The following is a 17999-nucleotide window of genomic DNA, read 5'->3' as shown; positions in this document are numbered from 1 at the left end:
CATGCAATGCAGGCCTTTCCATCGTGATCAAGCGTAAACCAGCGTACCTTCGTCTTCGCCCATCACCACGCGCTTCAAGGCGCCGTGTTTGATGATGGAGAACACCTTCACGGGCAGCTTCTGGTCACGGCACAGGGCGAAGGCAGTCGCGTCCATGATGCCCAGATTGCGGGACATGGCCTCGTCAAAGCTGAGCTTGGTGTAGCGCGTCGCCGTGGGATCCTTCTGGGGGTCGGCAGTATAAACGCCGTCCACTTTGGTAGCCTTGAGCACCAGTTCGGCGCCAATTTCCGCGCCACGCAGGGCAGCTGCTGTGTCGGTGGTGAAAAACGGGTTGCCCGTACCGGCCGCGAAGACCACGACCTTGCCCTCTTCAAGATACTGCAGCGCCTTGGGGCGCACATAGGGCTCGACCACCTGCTCAATGGCAATGGCGGACATCACACGGGCCACCAGGCCCTGCTTGTCCATGGCGTCGGCCAGGGCCAGGGCGTTCATCACGGTGGCCAGCATGCCCATGTAGTCGGCGGTGGCACGGTCCATCCCGACCGAGCCCCCGGCGACACCACGGAAAATATTGCCCCCACCGATCACCACGGCCACCTGGACACCCAGGCGGGTCACTTCGGCGATCTCCTCGACCATGCGCACGATGGTGGCGCGGTTGATACCGAAGGCGTCATCCCCCATCAACGCCTCACCAGACAGCTTGAGCAAAATGCGCTTGTGGGCTGGTGCAGCGTTGGACATGGGAAATTTCTCCAGTAAGTGGTACGAGGCTTTGGTGGGGTGGTTACAGGGAACGATCAGGCAGCAGCCTTGGCAGCAGCCACCTGGGCAGCCACTTCGGCAGCAAAGTCGTCCACCTTCTTCTCGATGCCTTCGCCCACCACGTACAGGGTGAAGCCCTTCACGTTGGTGTTGGCAGCCTTGAGCATCTGGGCCACGGTTTGCTTGCCGTCGGCAGCCTTCACGAAGACCTGGTCGGCCAGAGAGACTTCCTTGAGGTACTTCTGCACCGCGCCGTCGATGCGCTTGGCCGTGATTTCAGCGCTTTGTGCAGGCTTGCCGGCAGCCACAAGCTCCTTGTTGGCTTCGTCAGCCTTGCCTTCGGCGACCGAGCGCTCCTTGGCGATCAGGTCGGCAGGCACGTCGGCGCTGGTCAGGGCCACGGGCTTCATGGCGGCCACGTGCATGGCAACGTCCTTGGCGGCGGTGGCGTCACCGTCGAACTCGACGACCACGCCGATGCGCGAGCCGTGCAGGTAGGCTGCCAGGTTGGAGCCGCTGAAGCGCTTGAAGCGGCGGAACGACATGTTTTCGCCGATCTTGCCGATCAGACCCTTGCGCACATCTTCCAGCGTGGGGCCGAAGCTGTCTTGCTCGTAGGGCAGGGCACCCAGGGCTTCCACCGTGGCGGGGTTGTGCAGTGCCACCAGCTTGGCAGCGGCGTTGGCCATGGCAATGAAGCTGTCGTTCTTGGAAACGAAGTCGGTTTCGCTGTTGACTTCGACCAGAGCACCCGTGGTGCCGTCGATGTAGTTGGCGACCACGCCTTCAGCAGTCACGCGCGATGCGGCCTTGCCTGCCTTGGTGCCCAGCTTGACGCGCAGCAGCTCTTCCGCCTTGGCCATGTCGCCGTCGGCTTCGGTCAGCGCCTTCTTGCATTCCATCATGGGGGCGTCGGTCTTGCCACGCAGTTCAGCCACCATGCTTGCGGTAATTGCAGCCATCTTTATTCCTTCAGTATTCAGTTCAGTCAGTTCAGATTCGGGCTAAAAAAAAGGGGGCTCACCAGGGGCCCCGCTTTTGTTCGCGACGGATCGCGCAGCCGGGCTATCAGGCAGCGGCTTCTTGCACTTCCACGAATTCGTCGGTGCTCTCGGCGGTTGCAGCCTTCACGACTTCATTCACGGCGTTGGCACGGCCTTCGATGATCGCGTCAGCGATGCCACGGGCGTACAGCGTCACAGCCTTGGCCGAGTCGTCGTTACCAGGGATCACGTAGTCAATGCCTTCGGGCGAGTGGTTGGTATCAACCACACCGATCAGCGGGATGCCCAGCTTCTTGGCTTCGGCCACGGCGATCTTGTGGAAACCCACGTCGATGATGAAGATGGCGTCGGGCAGAGCAGCCATGTCCTGGATGCCGCCGATGTCCTTTTCGAGCTTTTCGATTTCGCGGGAGAACGTCAGTTGCTCCTTCTTGCTCAGGTTCTCGAGGCCAGCTTCTTGCTGAGCCTTCATGTCCTTGAGGCGCTTGATCGAGGTCTTCACGGTCTTGAAGTTCGTCAGCATGCCGCCCAGCCAGCGCTGGTCCACGAAAGGCACACCAGCGCGTTGCGCTTCGGTGGCCAGGATTTCACGGGCTTGGCGCTTCGTGCCGACCATCAGGATCGTGCCGCGGTTGGCAGCCAGTTGCTTGGCGAACTTTTGGGCTTCCTGGAACAGTGGCAGCGACTTTTCCAGGTTGATGATGTGAATCTTGTTGCGATGGCCGAAGATGTAGGGGGCCATCTTGGGGTTCCAGAAGCGGGTTTGGTGACCGAAGTGGACACCGGCTTCCAGCATTTCGCGCATGGTAACGGACATAAAAATACTCCAAAGGTTAGGTCTAAAATCAGCCCCAATATTTGCAGTGCCGTGATCCTCACGAACACTGCAACACCTTGACAGGGCTGCTTTGCGATTGGTCTTGCCGCAGCGGCCACGCCGGTTGTGCAAACCTTGCACCACTGCGCTACTGCTCCCAGCAAAACCCAAAGATTCTAGCACACCCATGCTCCCTGACCTGATCGCCACCCGTGAGCAACTGCGGGACGGCGCCAACACCGCGCCCGCCGAGCTCGAGCGCTGCATCGACGCCGCCCAGGCCACACCCAACACCCACAGCTTTGTGCGCACGCTGTTTGACGAGGCACGCACCACGGCGGTGCAGCCGGGTGTGGCCCAGCTGCCCCTGGCCGGGCTGGCGGTGTCGGTGAAGGACTTGTTTGACGTGGCCGGCCAACCCACCCCGGCGGGCTCTACCGCGCTCGCAGACGCTCCCGCAGTAGCCGAGGACTGCCCGGCCGTGGCCCGCCTGCGCGCAGCGGGCGCCAGCCTGATCGGCCGCACCAACATGGTGGAGTTCGCGTTCTCTGGCGTGGGCGTCAACCCCCACTACGGCACGCCTGCTGCCTGGGATGCCCGCTTTGGCGCCCTGCCCAGCGCGCCCCGCGTGCCCGGCGGGTCTTCGTCCGGCGCCGGGGTATCGGTGGCCACTGGCGCGGCGTTCATCGGGCTGGGATCGGACACCGGTGGGTCTATCCGCATTCCCGCAGCGCTCAACGGCATCGTGGGCTTCAAGAACACCGCCCGGCTGGTGCCTACCGCCGGCGCCGTGCCGCTGTCCACCACCCTGGACACCGCCTGCGCCATGACGCGCACCGTGCGCGACGCCATCGTGGCGCACGAGGTGCTGGCCGCCCGGCGCGTGACGCGCAGCCTGGCGCCGCTGTCCCAGTACCGGCTGGCGGTGCCGACCACCCTCTTCCTGGAAGGGCTCGACGCCCCCGTGGCGCGCGCCTTTGAGCGTAGTGTGGAAGCTTTGCGCCAGGCGGGCGCACAGATCTACACCATCGCATTGCCCGCCGTGCTGGAGCAGCCCGCCTACGGCTTTGCCGCCCCCGAAGCCTACGCCTGGCACCGCGAGCTGCTGCAGCGCGCAGGCGACCGCTACGACCCCCGAGTGCGCATGCGCATCGAAAAAGGGGCCACGCTGATGGCCTGGGAATACATCGACCTGCTGCAGGCGCGCCAGCAATGGATTGCACGCATGATCGCCGACATGGAGCCGTACGACGCCCTGCTGTCCCCCACCGTGCCCATCCTGGCGCCACTGCTGTCCGATGTCGCTCCTGCAGATGGTGCGGACAAGGCCCGGGACTCCGCCCGCGATGCCGAGTTCTTCCGCGTCAACAACCTGCTGCTGCGCAACACCAGTGTGGTCAATCTGCTGGACGGCTGTGCGCTGTCGCTCCCCTGCCACGTGCAAGGGGAACTCCCGGTCGGGCTGATGGTCTGGCACGGGGCGCTCAGGGATGACACGGTGCTCAACATCAGCCTGCAGATCGAGCAAACACTACAAAAATAATAGCTACCAGCGCATTATTCACTAGCGCTACAAGCCAAAAACACCCAAATTCATGAAGATTGCCATCGTGGGCGCCGGCATTGTCGGCGTCACCACCGCGTACGAACTGGCCAGCGACGGCCACGAAGTCACGGTGTTTGAACAACGCAGTGCGGCCGCCGAAGAGGCCAGCTTTGCCACCGCCGGGCTGCTGGCGCCCCACCTGCTCAGCCCCTGGGCGCTGCCGGGATTCGGCCAGCCGCTGCGACTGATGGGGACACAGGCCACCCTGCGGCTGGCTGGCGGCCTGACCCGCGCCAACTGGGCCTGGCTGCGGCGCTGGCGCAGCATGGCGCGCAGCCACAGCGCCCCGGCCGCCGCGGTCGAACGCCTGGCGCAATACAGCCAAGCTCGACTACAGGCTATTGCGAACCAGCATGAGCTGGACTTTGAAGCCAGCGACGGCCGCCTGGTGCTGCTGCGCACTGAAGAAGACCGCGCCCGCCTGCAGCCCGCGCTGCAAGTGCTGCGCGACAGCGGCGTGGCCCTGCGTGAGATCGACGCCGATGTGGCGCGCCAGATCGAGCCTGGCCTCTCGCCCGAAGCCCCGCTGGCCGGCGCGATCCACCTGCCCGATGCACGCGCCGGCAACTGCCGTCTGTTTGCACAGTTGCTGCGCCAGGGCATCCAGGGTGCGGGGGTGCAGTTTGTGTTCAACACCCGCGTAGACCGCGTCGGCACCAGCCCCACGGGCGTGGTGCTGCAGGGCGAAACGGACCTGCGCCGCTTTGATGCCGTGGTGCTGTGCGCCGGCATGGCATCGGCCACGCTGCTGCCCGCACTGGGCCTGGGGCTGTCCATGGCGGCGGTGTACGGCTACTCCGTGAGCGCCCCACTGCGCGAATCCACCCACGCCCCCCGCGCCAGCGTGGTGGATGCGGGCCAGCAAATCTCCATCACCCGCCTGGGCCAGCGCGTGCGCATTGCCGGTGGCGCTGAACTGGCCGGGGCCGATGCCGAGCACCACACCCCCACACTGCAGCGCCTGTACCGCACGCTGAACGACTGGTTCCCCGGGGGCGCGCAGCTTTCATCCAACCTGCAGATCTGGCGCGGTGCCCGCACCATGCTGCCCGACGGTGCCCCGGTGGTGGGCGCCAGCGGCGTGCCGGGCCTGTGGCTCAACACTGGCCATGGCGCTGGCGGCTGGGCCCTGGCCTGCGGCAGCGCGCGGGCACTGGCCGACCTGATCGCGCAGCGGGAACCCGAGGTGTCGCTGGACGGGCTGGGCATGCGGCGGTTCTAAGAGCCTGTTCACAGGCCCGCCTGCGCTTTGCCCGCACGGGGCGTCGGCGCACAATGGCAGGCGCGCTGCCGCTGGCAGCAGCCCTTGCCCCCTGCAGCCCATGCACCGCATCACCGCCCACCAGCCTTATCCCCTGTTCAACACGGCCGCCACTCGCCGCCTGGAAAAAGCGGCGGCAGCCGCCCTGCCCCCGCACACGCTCATGCAGCGCGCCGGCCTGGCCGTCGCGCAACTGGCCCAGGCGCTGGCACCCCACGCAGGCACCGTGTGGATTGCCTGCGGCCCCGGTAACAACGGGGGTGACGGGTTGGAGGCTGCCATGCACCTGCAGCGCAATGGCCGCAGAGTGGTCGTGACCTGGCTGGGCCAGCCCGATACGGCCCCGGCGGATGCCAGGGCCTCCTGGCAGCGCGCACGGGATGCGGGCGTATCCTGGGCAGACACTGCCCCCGACGATCTGGGGGCCAACGATCTGTGCATTGATGCGCTGCTGGGCATTGGCGTCTCTTCGTCACCCCACAGCCCCGCACGCGCGCCCGACGCAAGGCTCCAGGCCTGCCTGCAAACCCTGCACCGCAGCCCGGCCCCCGTGCTGGCCGTGGACCTGCCCAGCGGGCTGGACGCGGACACCGGCCAGTTTGCCGCGGGCCTGGCGCCCGACACCCCACCCCACCCGCACCACCAAGCGCCCCCGCCACGCCACACGCTGAGTCTGCTCACCCTCAAGCCCGGCCTGTTCACCGCTGCCGGGCGGGACGCAGCAGGCCAGGTCTGGCTGGATGATCTGGGCGTAGAACCCGAGCATGAGCCGCCCAACGCCTGGCTCTCCGGCCCCGCCCTGCCCGCCCTCCGCACCCATGCCAGCCACAAGGGCAGCTATGGCGACGTGGCCGTGGTGGGTGGCGAAGGACTGGCAGCGCGGGGCATGGGCATGGCGGGCGCCGCCCTGCTCGCGGCCTCGGCGGCCCTGCACAGCGGCGCGGGCCGGGTGCTGGTGGCCCTGCTGGACGATGGGCATCTGCAACTGGACCTGCAGCAGCCCGAGTTGATGTTCCGCCGCTTTGACGCCCTCGCGCTCGAACAGCTCACCGTGGTATGCGGCTGTGGTGGCGGGCAGGCCATCACACGCGTGCTGCCCGAAGTCATCACCCGCGCGGCCCGGCTGGTGCTGGATGCCGACGCGCTCAACACCATCGCCACCCAGGCCGCACTGCACGCGCTGGTGGTGGCACGCGGACAGCACGGGCAACCCACGGTGCTCACACCGCACCCGCTGGAGGCTGCTCGCCTGCTGGGCCTGACCACGGCCGAGGTCCAGGCCCACCGGCTGGATGCCGCGCAGCAACTGGCCAACCAGTTCAACTGCGTGGCCGTGCTCAAGGGCTCGGGCACCGTGATCGCTGCACCCGACCGCGTCCCGGCCATCAACCCCACGGGCAATGCGCGGCTGGCCACGGCGGGTACGGGCGATGTGCTGGCAGGCATGGTGGGCGCCCACCTGGCCGCCGGTGCCAGCGCCTTGCGCGCTGCGAGTGAAGCGGTGTACCAGCATGGCCAGGCGGCTGATGATTGGCCGGCGCGCCAGGCGCTGACGGCCAGCGCGCTGGCGCGGCGCGTGGGCGGAAGCTGAGCCTCAGGCCAGCAAGGTCACCTTCTTGAGCGGCTTGAGCACGCTCGACGGTGTCATGCCAAAGGTCTGCCGGAACATGCGGCTGAAGTGGGCCGAATCAGAAAACTCGCCATGTAGCGCCGCGTCGGTCAGGCGCGGGCTGACCGCCAGCCCCGCCATCGCCAACCGCACCTGGGACCAGACGCGGTAGCTGCGCAAGCTCACGCCCATCTCGGCGCGAAACAGGTGGTTGAAACGCGATGCCGAAAGCTGTACGCCCGAGGCCAAGTCACCCCGTGCCACCCGCCCCGCCTGCGGATGGCGCAGCACATGCAGGCTGCGGACGACACGTGGGTCGAGCGGCGCCACCTCGCTATCGAGCGGGCACCGCAGCAAGGCGGGCAGGTCGAAGTGATGCAGATAACCCTCCATGGCACTGCGCGCACCCACAGGGACTGCAACGTCCACCACCACACCCCCCTCTTGCCCGAACAGCCCCCGCAGGCCGCGCGCCTGCGCCGAATCCGGCTCCAGATACACCAGCGCCACCACTTCACCACAGGGGTCGAACAGGTGCTCCACCCCGGCATCGACCAACGCGCTGTGGCAGGTCTCCACACGCCCTGCCCCCCAGTGCACCGCAAACCGGCCCGAGAGCCCCATCAGCAGCACCGGCGATGCATGGCAGTGCCAGCCCGTGGCCGGGATCTCTCCGACGTAGAGCGCGCGGTCAGTGCCCAGGGTCAGTGTGTTGCGTGCCGGCATAGCCCAAACCTACAAGTTTTTTTACCGAGATCTCCGTAGCCTTGCCTCTCCCGCCGGGGGGCCTGCCGGTGTGCAAGCAGAGCCCCTGACGTGTACGCAGCCATATCCCTGGAGAACGCTTCTTGAAACGCATCGCTATTTCTGTTGCAACGGCACTGGTACTGGGCACAGCCGGCCTCTACTACGGGGCCCCTTCACTGTTCAAAGAGCCCCTGCTCAGGGCCAATCGCCATCTGTCTGGCCTGGAAGAAAAAACCACCAACGCGGCGATGCACACCATCCACTACCTAGACAACGGCACGCCCCCAAACCCCGCGCTGGCCGTCGGCAGTGGAGCAGATGCTGGAACGCCCATTGTTCTGCTGCACGGCATTTTTGCGGAGAAGGACCATTGGGTCGATTTTGCGCGCCCCCTCACCGGCCAGTACCGGGTGATTGCCCCAGATATCGCGGGCTTTGGCGAAAGCACGCGGCGCGATGACCAAGCCTACGACTATGCCGCCCACGTGACGCGCCTCGCCGCGTTTCTGGATGTACTCGGCTTGGCGCAAGTGCATCTGGCTGGCAACTCGATGGGTGGCACGATCGCAGCGCTCTTTGCCCTGCGGTACCCCGAGCGCGTAGCCAGCGTGGCCTTCATCGGCGCGCCCCACGGCATACGCTCGCCCCAGCCCAGCACCATGGACCGCCTCATCGACGCCGGGCAACGCCCGCTGGTGGCCCACGATGCCACCGCCTTCAAAGCGATGATGGAGTTGGTGTTTGAAAAGCGCCCCTTCCTGCCCTACCCCATCCTGCATGCCTCCGAGCAGGACGCGCTGCGCAACGCTGCATCCAACACCCGCCTGTGGGACGCGCAACTGAAAGACCGCTATCTGCTGGAACAACACCTGGCCCGCCTGCAGCAGCACCCCACCCTGTTCCTGTGGGGCGACAGCGACCGCGTGTTCAACCGAAGCGGCCTTCAGACGGTGCAGAAGCTGCTTCCGCAGGCACACATCGCCGCACTGCCTGGCATCGGGCACCTGCCCATGATGGAAGCCCCCGCCGACACGGCACAACGGTATGCGCGCTTTCTGGAGCAATCGAGCGCCCCTCAAGCCGCCAAACATGCACACTTAAATAAAAAATAGCCGCAAGCGCATGTTCTACATGCGCTTGCAGCTATCAATTAAATAGCAATGATGAGACGAGCTGGAGGGCATTGGTCCACCAGCTCGACGACCTCAGCCGCGGCGTGGCTTGCGCGCTTTGCCTTTGCTGGACTTACCCGCCACCGCCTTCTTGACCGAGGCTTTGAGCGACTGGATCGGCGAACGCGCGGCCCGCTCGCGGGTCAGGCCTGCCTGCTCGGTGGCAGATGGACCTGCGGCCTTGTCGGCTTTGCGTCCGCCGGACCGACCACCCGCCTTGCGGGCGCCACCACCAGCCCCCTCGGTGCCCACACCCTTGTCCTTGAGCGCGCGGCCCAGCAGCTCCTCGCCTTCGCGCACCAGGCGGAAGTCGATCTTGCGCCCGTCCAGATCCACACGGCTCACCTGCACCCGCACCCGCGCGCCGATGGCGTAGCGGATGCCGGTGCGCTCGCCGCGCAGCTCCTGGCGCGCCTCGTCGAACTTGAAGTATTCGCCGCCCAATTCGGTGATGTGCACCAGCCCCTCGACGTACATCGCGTCCAGCGTCACGAAGATGCCGAAGCTCGTCGCAGCACTGACCACGCCACTGTATTCCTCGCCCAGGTGCTCGCGCATGTACTTGCACTTGAGCCAGGCTTCCACATCGCGGCTGGCCTCGTCGGCGCGGCGCTCGTTGGCACTGCAGTGCAGGCCGGCGGCCTCCCAGGCCTGGGTGTCGCGGCTGGGCGGTTTCACATCCTTGCGTGGCTTGGTGCCAGGTGCGGCCACACGCGCAGCCAGACGTTTGGCCAGCTTGGCATGGGCTTCGCCGGGTGTGGGCAAGGACGGCAGCGCGTACTTCGTCTTGCTCAGGATGGCCTTGATGACCCGGTGCACCAGCAAGTCGGGATACCGACGAATGGGGCTGGTGAAATGGGTGTAGGCATCGAACGCCAGGCCGAAGTGGCCGCTGTTGATGGGCGTGTAGATGGCCTGCTGCATGGAGCGCAGCAGCATGGTGTGGATCTGCTGTGCGTCGGGCCGATCCTTGGTCGCCGTAGCAATCGCCTGGAAGTCGCCCGGCTTGGGGTCGTCGCCAATCGTCATGCCCACAGCCATGGCCTTGAGGTAGTTGCGCAGGATCTCCTGCTTCTCGGGCGTGGGGCCTTCGTGCACGCGGAACAGGCCCGGCTGGCCACCCTGTGCAATGAAGTCGGCGCTGCACACGTTGGCGGCCAGCATGGCTTCCTCGATGAGCTTGTGCGCGTCGTTGCGGGTGCGCGGCACGATCTTTTCGATGCGGCCGTTTTCGTCACACACAATTTGCGTCTCGGTGGTCTCGAAGTCCACGGCGCCGCGCGCCTGGCGCGCGATGAGCAGCGCACGGTACACGTCATGCAGGTTGAGCAGGTCCTTGACGCGGTCCTTGCGCTTGCTGGCTTCCGGCCCGCGCGTATTGGCCAGGATGGCTGCGACCTCGGTGTACGTGAAGCGCGCGTGGCTGAACATCACGGCCGGGTAGAACTGGTACGCGTGCACCTCACCCTTGGCGGTGACCAGCATGTCGCAGACCATGCACAGGCGCTCCACCTCGGGATTGAGCGAGCAGAGCCCGTTGCTGAGCTTCTCGGGCAGCATGGGGATCACGCGGCGCGGAAAGTACACGCTGGTGGCACGGTCGTAGGCATCGATGTCGATGGCGCTGCCCGTTTCCACATAGTGGCTCACGTCGGCAATCGCCACCAGCAGACGCCAGCCCTTGCTGCGGCCGACCTTGGCGGGCTCGCAGTACACGGCATCGTCGAAGTCGCGCGCGTCTTCGCCGTCGATGGTGACCAATGGCACATCGGTCAAGTCCACGCGGCGTTTCTTGTCCTGCGCGCGCACCTTGTCGGGCAGATCCTTGGCCTGGGCGAGACACTCGGCAGAGAACTCGTGTGGCACGCCGTACTTGCGCACCGCGATCTCAATCTCCATGCCAGGGTCGTCCACTTCACCGAGCACTTCGGTGATACGCCCCACAGGCTGGCCGAACAGGGCCGGAGGTTCTGTCAGCTCAACCACCACGACCTGCCCGGGCTTCGCGGCGCCCGTGGCGCCCTTGGGGATCAGTACATCCTGGCCATAGCGCTTGTCTTCGGGAGCCACGAGCCACACACCGCTTTCCTGCAGCAGTCGGCCGATGATGGGCTGGGGTGGACGCTCGATGATTTCCACAACGCGGCCTTCGGGACGGCCACGGCGGTCCTGGCGCACGATGCGCACGCGCACACGGTCCTTGTGCAGGACTGCGCGCATTTCGTTCGGGGGAATATAGATGTCGCCTTCGCCATCGTCGCGGATGACGAAACCGTGTCCATCACGGTGCCCTTGCACGCTGCCTTCGATCTCTTGCGACAAATGTGTGGCTGGCTGCGTGCCGGGGGTGGATTTTTTGTTATACAATCTTAGTCTTTCCTGAAATGCCCAGGTGGCGGAATTGGTAGACGCACTAGTTTCAGGTACTAGCGAGTAACATCGTGGAGGTTCGAGTCCTCTCCTGGGCACCAAGTTTAACGAGAACCAGCGATGGTTTTCAAAATATCGAAGCCGCTGTACACCCAGCGGCTTTTTTATTTGCTGATATGTTTTGCGCGCTCTGCTGCGGCCAAAGATTTTTGAGCCGATGGCACATTTTTTTGAAAACTCTCCAGAAGCCCGAATTTCTTGTCCTATAATTCGAGGCTGATCTGAAAGCCCAGGTGGCGGAATTGGTAGACGCACTAGTTTCAGGTACTAGCGAGTAACATCGTGGAGGTTCGAGTCCTCTCCTGGGCACCAAACATATAAAAAGCCGTTGCATCCGCAACGGCTTTTTTGTTTTCAAACCATCAAAGCAAAGAAAAAAACGAGACCGCCAGCGGTCTCGTTTTTCGTTCTGTCTGCTGCCCTGAGGGTACACGCGCCGCGGCGCGCGCCCCAGCCCTTCAACTACTTGCGCAGCAGCGTCTTGAGCACGTTCTGCAAACGGCGTGCGTTCGCCGCATCGCTATTGCTCGCCAGCACGCGCGCCACATCCTGGCCCCAGGTCTGGGTGGGCGCAGGGTCGTTGCGGCGCGTCAGCAACTGCAGTTGCAACATCCGCCGCGCAGCAATGTGCTCGGCAGGGGTTGGGGCCTCGGCCGCCATTTCAAGGCGCAGCAGCGCTTCTGCCGCATCGCCCTTGGGCGCAGCCGACAATGCCTGTGTCCAGGCACTGCGCACCGACGCCGTCACACCCGAACCCAAATCTTGCGTGCCGGGTACCAGCGCAGCATCGCGCTTTTCCCATGCGGTCAACAGCTGGGTCAAGGCTTCGCCGTGGGCCTGTGCAGCCAACTTCTTCAGAGCCAGCTGCGCGTGCTCCATCGCCTCGCGCTGAGCACGGAATGCCGTGTCCCCCAAGCGAGGGCCACGGTCCTCGAAGGCTGGACGATCACCAAAACGGCCTCCACGGTCAGCGCGATCGCCCATGCGGCCATCACTGCGTGGGCCGCGGGCACCGTCACGGTCGCCAGGACGACCATCGCGGCGGTCTCCGGGTCGCGCACCACGGCCGAGGGCCACCGGAGCGTCTTTCTTCATGCCAGGGCGATCATCCCCACGCACCGCCACGACAGGTCTTGCGACAGGCTTGGGGGCTGCAGGTGTCGGCGCGGGCGCGGCTGCAGCGGTGTCACCACCTTCCGCAGCCTCGGCAGAGGCCTCTGCTGCAATTTCAGTAGCAGCTGGAGCAGCCGGAGCAGCATTCGCCTGCGCTTCAGCATGCGACTGGGCATCCTTGTTGGCCGTGGCGACCGCTTCAGCCGCCTGGGCCTGGCCGCGCAATGCAGCCTCCAGCGCCTGCATCGCGGCACGGATCTGCTGCGCATCACCCGTGGCGTTGGCAGCTTCCAGGGCCTTGGAGGCGTCCAGAACGACGCGGTCCCGCGCACTCAGTTCGGTGACAGCACGGTCACGATCCGCCGACTTGCGGTTGAACGCTTCATCAATAGGCTTGCGGAAAGCGTCCCACAGCTTTTGCTCGTGCTTGCGGTCCAGCGGCACGGTCTGTGCCTCAGCCTGCCAGCGCTGTTGCAACGCCTTGACGGCATCGATGCGCAAAGCGGGTGCCGCGCCCAAGGCTGTGGCCTCGTCGATCATCGCGTGACGACGCGCCAGACTTTCCTTCTGTGCAGCCTCCAGGGGTGCTGCGGCCAGGGCAATGGCCTGTTTCCACAGGGGCTGCAGCTCTGCAAAAATCTTCTCGCCCACATGCCCGCCTTCGCGCCAGCGGTCGCCGAACTGATACAGCGAGCGGTTGATGGCCTTCCAGTCGCCCGATGCAGCGTGTTCTTGCGCCCAGGCCTTGACCTCTTCGATCAGCGCCAGGCGCTGAGCCTTGTGCTCGGCCGCTTCAGTGCGGATCTTGTCCAGCCAGGCCTCGACCACCTTGTGCGCCGCGTTGCAGGCTTCATCAAATTTCTTCCACAGGGCGTGGTTAGGCGCACCACCCTGGTCTGCCTGCTTCCACTGGTCTCGCAGATTGCGCAGGGTCTCCTGCATCTTGCGGCCACCCAGGGCCTGGCCCTCGGGGCGGTTGAGCAGCGCTTCGGCCTTGGCCACCAGGTCTTCACGCACCTGGTCGGCACTCCAGCGTTGCCAGCCTTCCAGCTCACCGGCAGCCACCAGCGCCGTGTGCACCTGCTGCTCCAGGGCGTTGTCAATGTGTTTGCCATGCACCTTGAGCACGGCGCGCAGCGCAGCCGCTGCGCCAGCGCTGGCCTTGCCGTGGCCTTCGGCGGTTTCTTTTTCGAGCGTCGCCAGCGCATCGCGCACCAGTTGGTGCGCCTTTTCGATCACCTCTGGCGCCACCTTGGGTTTGGCGACGCGGGCTGGCTTGCTGGCCGCTGCTGAAGCAGCCGCAGCGGCGGCGGCTTCCGTGGGCAGGCCACGGGCAGCGCGCAATTCGTCCGCCCACACCGGCACGGGAGGCAGGGGCGCGGAGACATCTTCTGCCGCGGCAGCCGCCTGGGCGACTGCGGGCTGAAAAGCCTCCCACACCACCAGCAACTGGGTGCGAGAGGCATCCAGCAAAGGGGGGAACCGCGCTTCGACGCTCGCCCAGCTCGCATCGCCCGTGAGCTCCTGGGCCTGCTCCTGCCAGCGCGCGACATCGGCGCGCAGCAGCTCCAGCGCAGCATGGGCATCACGCCAGGGTTTGGTGGAGAGCACTTCAATGCGCTGCGCCAGCAGCACAGCGGCCTCGCGCTGCACCTGCACGCGGTGCTGCAGATCTTCAATGACCTTCACACGGTCCGCCAGCTGCACCTTGAGCAGCGACAGCGGCTCGCGCGACAGAGGCGCACCCGCCTTGGCGGCATCCCGCTGCCAGGCCAGGGCATCTGCAATATTGAGCTTGGGGGCCGCCAGCAGTGCCTGGGCCTTGTCCGCCCATTCGGCCGCAATAGCCTCTTGCCCCTTGGCACGGCGGATTTCGTCCAAACGTTCGCGCACGGCGCGGGCTGCGCCCTTGTCACGTCCGCTCAACTCCTTGAACACCTCCTGCAGCTGCTCAGGCGCTGGCTGCGTGGCCAGCCAGTCACGGATGCGGGAAGCGCGCTCACCCGACGTAGCGGCAGAAAAAGCGCCGCCGGTCAGCGCATCGAGCGGGTGCGGCTCGTGGGTTTTGGCCGGGGCCGGATTCACTTCAGGTGCGTCGGACATTTTGCTGCGGGAAAAAAATGGAAACATGGATCCAATGGATTACGAAGGCATCCCTGGCGCAGAGCCTGGGGCCGTGCCCGAGCGACCGCACCATGCGCACGCCAGGACAACAAAAGGGCTATTTTCACCGGATTGGGCCAACAAGCCGTGGCGGGGAGCATCATCCACACCAGCCAGGTGATCTGGCACAAGGCTCTGCGAGACAGGCCGCCCCGCTGAAGGACCTCTGCGAGAACGCCGCGCGACACTCCGGGCGAAGGGTCGCCGCTCTAGGGAACAGCCCCCATTATCTATATATAAGACAGCGCCGCCCACCCACAAGGCGAAGCACCAGTAAGAAAGCCCGACGAGCAGTGCCTGAAGGGCCTGCCCGCCGGGCTTGACGGCTGACACAACGGTCTTTGCCATCGGTCGCGATGCGGAGAGAAAGGTCCGCATGGCGAGGAGGCAAGGTATTGCCTCCAGGGGTTGCCATGGAAGCGGCATCTGCTGCACCTTGGCACTGAATGCCCTCGGAGGGAGACTTCGCTTCGTCTGGCGATGCCTGAAATCTACAGGCGCCTCCACCTTATCAAACTCACTCGGCCAACTCAAATCGGATTCTCAATGGCGGAGAAAAGCCCGATTGAATTTGACATGGTGATGTCAGCCACCACCGGCCCACCCACAGCGCTGAACAGCCCCTCACCCCCACAAAAACTGTGATTTTTCACATGTTTTTCATAATTTTTATGTCTTAAAAATAGTTTTGTTAGTATTGACTATGCATTTAGTGAGCTTCTAGAATCCGCCAGCCCCAAAAACAGGGCTAGTACAAACCCCAATCGCTGCCGAACCCGGCTAAGTCAATCCAGGGCGCCAAGCACTCCACAGACGTGCAGCCCGGACTTGATGGCGTACCAATCCAGGCGATCTGCCAGCAAAGTACAGTCCACTGCGACTGCTCCGCTCCACTGGCCCGCCTCAGAAAGGAAGAGCTATGACAGCGTCAGGAAAAATAGTCTCCGGCGTGCGAACCTTCGCGGCCGACGTGACAGAAGGTTTTCTTGAAATCACCCACAACAGCTTCGCCCTCATCGGCTTGGCCGTTGCCTTTGTCGTCATTGCCCTCACTGCACGGCCCGATCTGCGCCAGGCTGGTGAAGAGCAACTGATGAACTGGCTGCAAGCCCGCCAGGTTGAAATGCTGGGCATGCCCATCGAGCCAGAAGCCAGCGAGCGTGCTACGGCGGTAAACCCCAAGGACCTGCCCAAAGAGCAGGCAGCCGTGGCCTTCTGGCTCAGCAAAAAGTACCGCGTGGCGCCTGAGCCCCTGAGCGCTCTGGTGGCCGAGGCCTACGAGATTGGCACCCGCGCCAAGATCGACCCCACCCTGATCCTGGCCATCATGGCCATCGAGTCGAGCTTCAACCCGTTTGCCGAAAGCGCCGTGGGCGCACAAGGGCTCATGCAGGTGATGACCCGCGTGCACACAGACAAGTACCAGAACTTTGGCGGTCACTTTGCAGCTTTTGACCCGGTGAGCAACCTGCGGGTCGGTGTGAAGGTGCTGCAAGAATGCATCGCTCGCGCTGGCTCGCTCGAAGGCGGCCTGCGCTTTTATGTGGGTGCAGGCAACATGGCCGACGACGGAGGCTATGCCGCCAAGGTGATGGCGGAACATTTACGCCTGCGCCAGGTGGCCGGCGGTCGCGCAGTGCCTTTCAACCCTCCACCCTCCTTGTCTACCCAAGCTCCCGTGCAGAGCATCCCCGCAGCGGTGCCCCGCAGCACAGCCCCTGCAGCAGCCAGCGACAAAGTGGCTTTGCTGACACCTGGCCTGTAACCCTGCGGGCTCCCGGCACCCAGCCAACAACCCTGGCGCCCAGCGGTTCGGACGGTGCGGCACTGGCGCCGTGTCGGCTACACTAACGGGGTACGCGACTGGCGATAGGCGCAGCATCCTGCCACTGGATGTTGCCGCTGACGTGGAAACCAGCAAGAACCTACTTCTTGTGAACCACTGGGAAGCGTGCCGCAGGGGCCCTGCCCCATGCGTTCAGCCGTTCGCCTGGGCAGCCCTTGTTTCAAGGGACACAAGTTCATAGGACTGCCAATCATGTACGACCGCAAAATTCTTGTCGAACAAACCGACCCCGAGCTGTTTGCTGCCATCCAGGCGGAGAACGCGCGCCAAGAGCACCACATCGAGCTGATCGCCAGCGAGAACTACGCCTCCCCCGCCGTGATGTGGGCACAGGGCACCCAGCTGACCAACAAATACGCAGAAGGCTACCCAGGCAAGCGCTACTACGGTGGCTGCGAGCATGTGGACGTGGCCGAGCAACTGGCCATCGACCGGGTCAAGCAGCTGTTCGGCGCAGAAGCCGCCAACGTGCAGCCTCACTGCGGCGCATCGGCCAACGAGGCCGTGTTCCTGGCCTTCTTGAAGCCCGGCGACACCATCATGGGCATGAGCCTGGCCGAAGGCGGCCACCTGACGCACGGCATGCCGCTGAACATGTCTGGCAAGTGGTTCAACGTGGTGTCCTATGGCCTGGATGCCAACGAAGCCATCGACTACGAAGCGATGGAGAAAAAGGCGCACGAGACCAAGCCCAAGCTGATCATCGCCGGTGCCTCGGCCTACAGCCTGCACATTGACTTCGCACGTTTTGCCAAGGTGGCCAAGGATGTGGGCGCGATCTTCATGGTCGACATGGCCCACTACGCCGGCCTGATTGCCGCGGGCGTGTACCCCAACCCCGTGCCCCACGCCGACGTGGTCACATCCACCACGCACAAGAGCCTGCGCGGCCCCCGTGGCGGCATCATCCTGATGAAGGCACAGCACGAGAAGGCCATCAACAGCGCCATCTTCCCCGGTCTGCAAGGCGGCCCGCTGATGCACGTGATCGCTGCCAAGGCCGTAGCCTTCAAGGAAGCGCTGCAGCCCGAGTTCAAGGCCTACCAGGAGCAAGTGGCCAAGAACGCCAAGGTCGTGGCTGAGACGCTGACCGCACGCGGCCTGCGCATCGTGTCCGGCGGCACGCAAAGCCACGTGATGCTGGTGGACCTGCGCGCCAAGGGAATTACCGGCAAGGAAGCCGAGGCCGTGCTGGGCGCCGCCCACATGACCATCAACAAGAACGCGATCCCCAACGACCCAGAAAAGCCGATGGTGACCAGCGGCGTGCGCATTGGTACCCCCGCCATGACCACGCGTGGCTTCAAGGAAGAAGAAGCCCGCATCACGGCCAACCTGATTGCCGACGTGCTGGACAACCCCCGCGACGAAGCCAACATCGCCGCCGTGCGTGCCAAGGTCAACGCCCTGACCGCTCGTTTCCCGGTCTACCGTTAAGCAACAAGCCGGTCCTCAGCGCC

12 protein-coding genes, 2 tRNA genes and 1 riboswitch are annotated in these 17999 nt (G+C 64.8%); of the genes, 8 read left to right on the top strand and 6 right to left on the bottom strand.

Annotation, left to right across the window (positions count from 1 at the left end; all coding sequences use genetic code 11):
• Positions 1-27: 27 nt before the first annotated feature.
• From pyrH to rpsB, 3 genes are all read right to left on the bottom strand, one after another.
• Entirely contained in the window at positions 28-750 is a 723-nt protein-coding gene (gene pyrH / locus CLU87_RS06230) for a UMP kinase (protein WP_008906712.1), read from the bottom strand.
• Between the two features lie 56 nt (positions 751-806).
• A complete protein-coding gene (tsf, locus tag CLU87_RS06225) occupies positions 807-1733 on the bottom strand; it encodes a translation elongation factor Ts (RefSeq protein WP_099729884.1) in 927 nt (308 codons plus the stop codon).
• A gap of 106 nt (positions 1734-1839) precedes the next feature.
• Positions 1840-2592, bottom strand: a complete 753-nt coding sequence (rpsB, locus tag CLU87_RS06220) for a 30S ribosomal protein S2 (RefSeq protein WP_056067188.1) — start codon at positions 2590-2592, stop codon at positions 1840-1842.
• A gap of 187 nt (positions 2593-2779) precedes the next feature.
• Between rpsB and CLU87_RS06215 the strand changes: the two genes are divergently transcribed.
• The 3 genes from CLU87_RS06215 to CLU87_RS06205 all read left to right on the top strand — a co-directional run bounded on the left by CLU87_RS06215 (position 2780) and on the right by CLU87_RS06205 (position 7050).
• Positions 2780-4135 (top strand): amidase, encoded by a 1356-nt coding sequence (locus CLU87_RS06215; protein WP_099729883.1) that lies wholly within the window; start codon positions 2780-2782, stop codon positions 4133-4135.
• A gap of 52 nt (positions 4136-4187) precedes the next feature.
• Positions 4188-5420 carry an FAD-dependent oxidoreductase gene (locus CLU87_RS06210; RefSeq protein WP_099729882.1) on the top strand — a complete coding sequence of 411 codons (1233 nt, stop codon included), beginning with the start codon at positions 4188-4190 and terminating at the stop codon, positions 5418-5420.
• A 100-nt stretch (positions 5421-5520) separates the two neighbouring features.
• Positions 5521-7050 carry an NAD(P)H-hydrate dehydratase gene (locus tag CLU87_RS06205; RefSeq protein WP_099729881.1) on the top strand — a complete coding sequence of 510 codons (1530 nt, stop codon included), beginning with the start codon at positions 5521-5523 and terminating at the stop codon, positions 7048-7050.
• Positions 7051-7053: 3 nt separating this feature from the next.
• Here the strand turns inward: CLU87_RS06205 and CLU87_RS06200 are convergent, their stop codons facing one another.
• Entirely contained in the window at positions 7054-7794 is a 741-nt protein-coding gene (locus tag CLU87_RS06200) for an AraC family transcriptional regulator (RefSeq protein ID WP_099729880.1), read from the bottom strand.
• A 122-nt stretch (positions 7795-7916) separates the two neighbouring features.
• Between CLU87_RS06200 and CLU87_RS06195 the strand changes: the two genes are divergently transcribed.
• Positions 7917-8927, top strand: coding sequence for an alpha/beta fold hydrolase (locus CLU87_RS06195; protein ID WP_099729879.1), 1011 nt, complete (start codon positions 7917-7919; stop codon positions 8925-8927).
• A 93-nt stretch (positions 8928-9020) separates the two neighbouring features.
• Here the strand turns inward: CLU87_RS06195 and rnr are convergent, their stop codons facing one another.
• Positions 9021-11354 (bottom strand): ribonuclease R, encoded by a 2334-nt coding sequence (rnr, locus tag CLU87_RS06190; protein ID WP_099729878.1) that lies wholly within the window; start codon positions 11352-11354, stop codon positions 9021-9023.
• A gap of 19 nt (positions 11355-11373) precedes the next feature.
• Here rnr and CLU87_RS06185 point away from each other — a divergent pair.
• Together CLU87_RS06185 and CLU87_RS06180 are read left to right on the top strand one after the other, a co-directional pair.
• Positions 11374-11458 (top strand) — tRNA-Leu (locus tag CLU87_RS06185).
• 186 nt (positions 11459-11644) lie between these two features.
• Positions 11645-11729 (top strand) — tRNA-Leu (locus tag CLU87_RS06180).
• A gap of 150 nt (positions 11730-11879) precedes the next feature.
• Here CLU87_RS06180 and CLU87_RS06175 read toward each other — a convergent pair.
• Positions 11880-14660 carry a DUF349 domain-containing protein gene (locus CLU87_RS06175; protein ID WP_099729877.1) on the bottom strand — a complete coding sequence of 927 codons (2781 nt, stop codon included), beginning with the start codon at positions 14658-14660 and terminating at the stop codon, positions 11880-11882.
• A 952-nt stretch (positions 14661-15612) separates the two neighbouring features.
• On the opposite strand from CLU87_RS06175, the gene CLU87_RS06170 reads away from it, so the two are divergent.
• Both CLU87_RS06170 and glyA read left to right on the top strand, forming a co-directional pair.
• Entirely contained in the window at positions 15613-16458 is an 846-nt protein-coding gene (locus CLU87_RS06170) for a lytic transglycosylase domain-containing protein (protein ID WP_099729876.1), read from the top strand.
• 84 nt (positions 16459-16542) lie between these two features.
• A riboswitch (ZMP/ZTP riboswitch) is annotated at positions 16543-16696 on the top strand.
• A 35-nt stretch (positions 16697-16731) separates the two neighbouring features.
• A complete protein-coding gene (gene glyA, locus CLU87_RS06165; protein ID WP_056067170.1) occupies positions 16732-17976 on the top strand; it encodes a serine hydroxymethyltransferase in 1245 nt (414 codons plus the stop codon).
• Positions 17977-17999: the final 23 nt, after the last annotated feature.

Source organism: Acidovorax sp. 59 (assembly GCF_002754175.1).
Lineage (GTDB): Bacteria > Pseudomonadota > Gammaproteobacteria > Burkholderiales > Burkholderiaceae_C > Acidovorax > Acidovorax delafieldii.
Note: the sequence above shows the minus strand (reverse complement) of the source record. Positions and strands in the feature narration are given on the sequence as shown.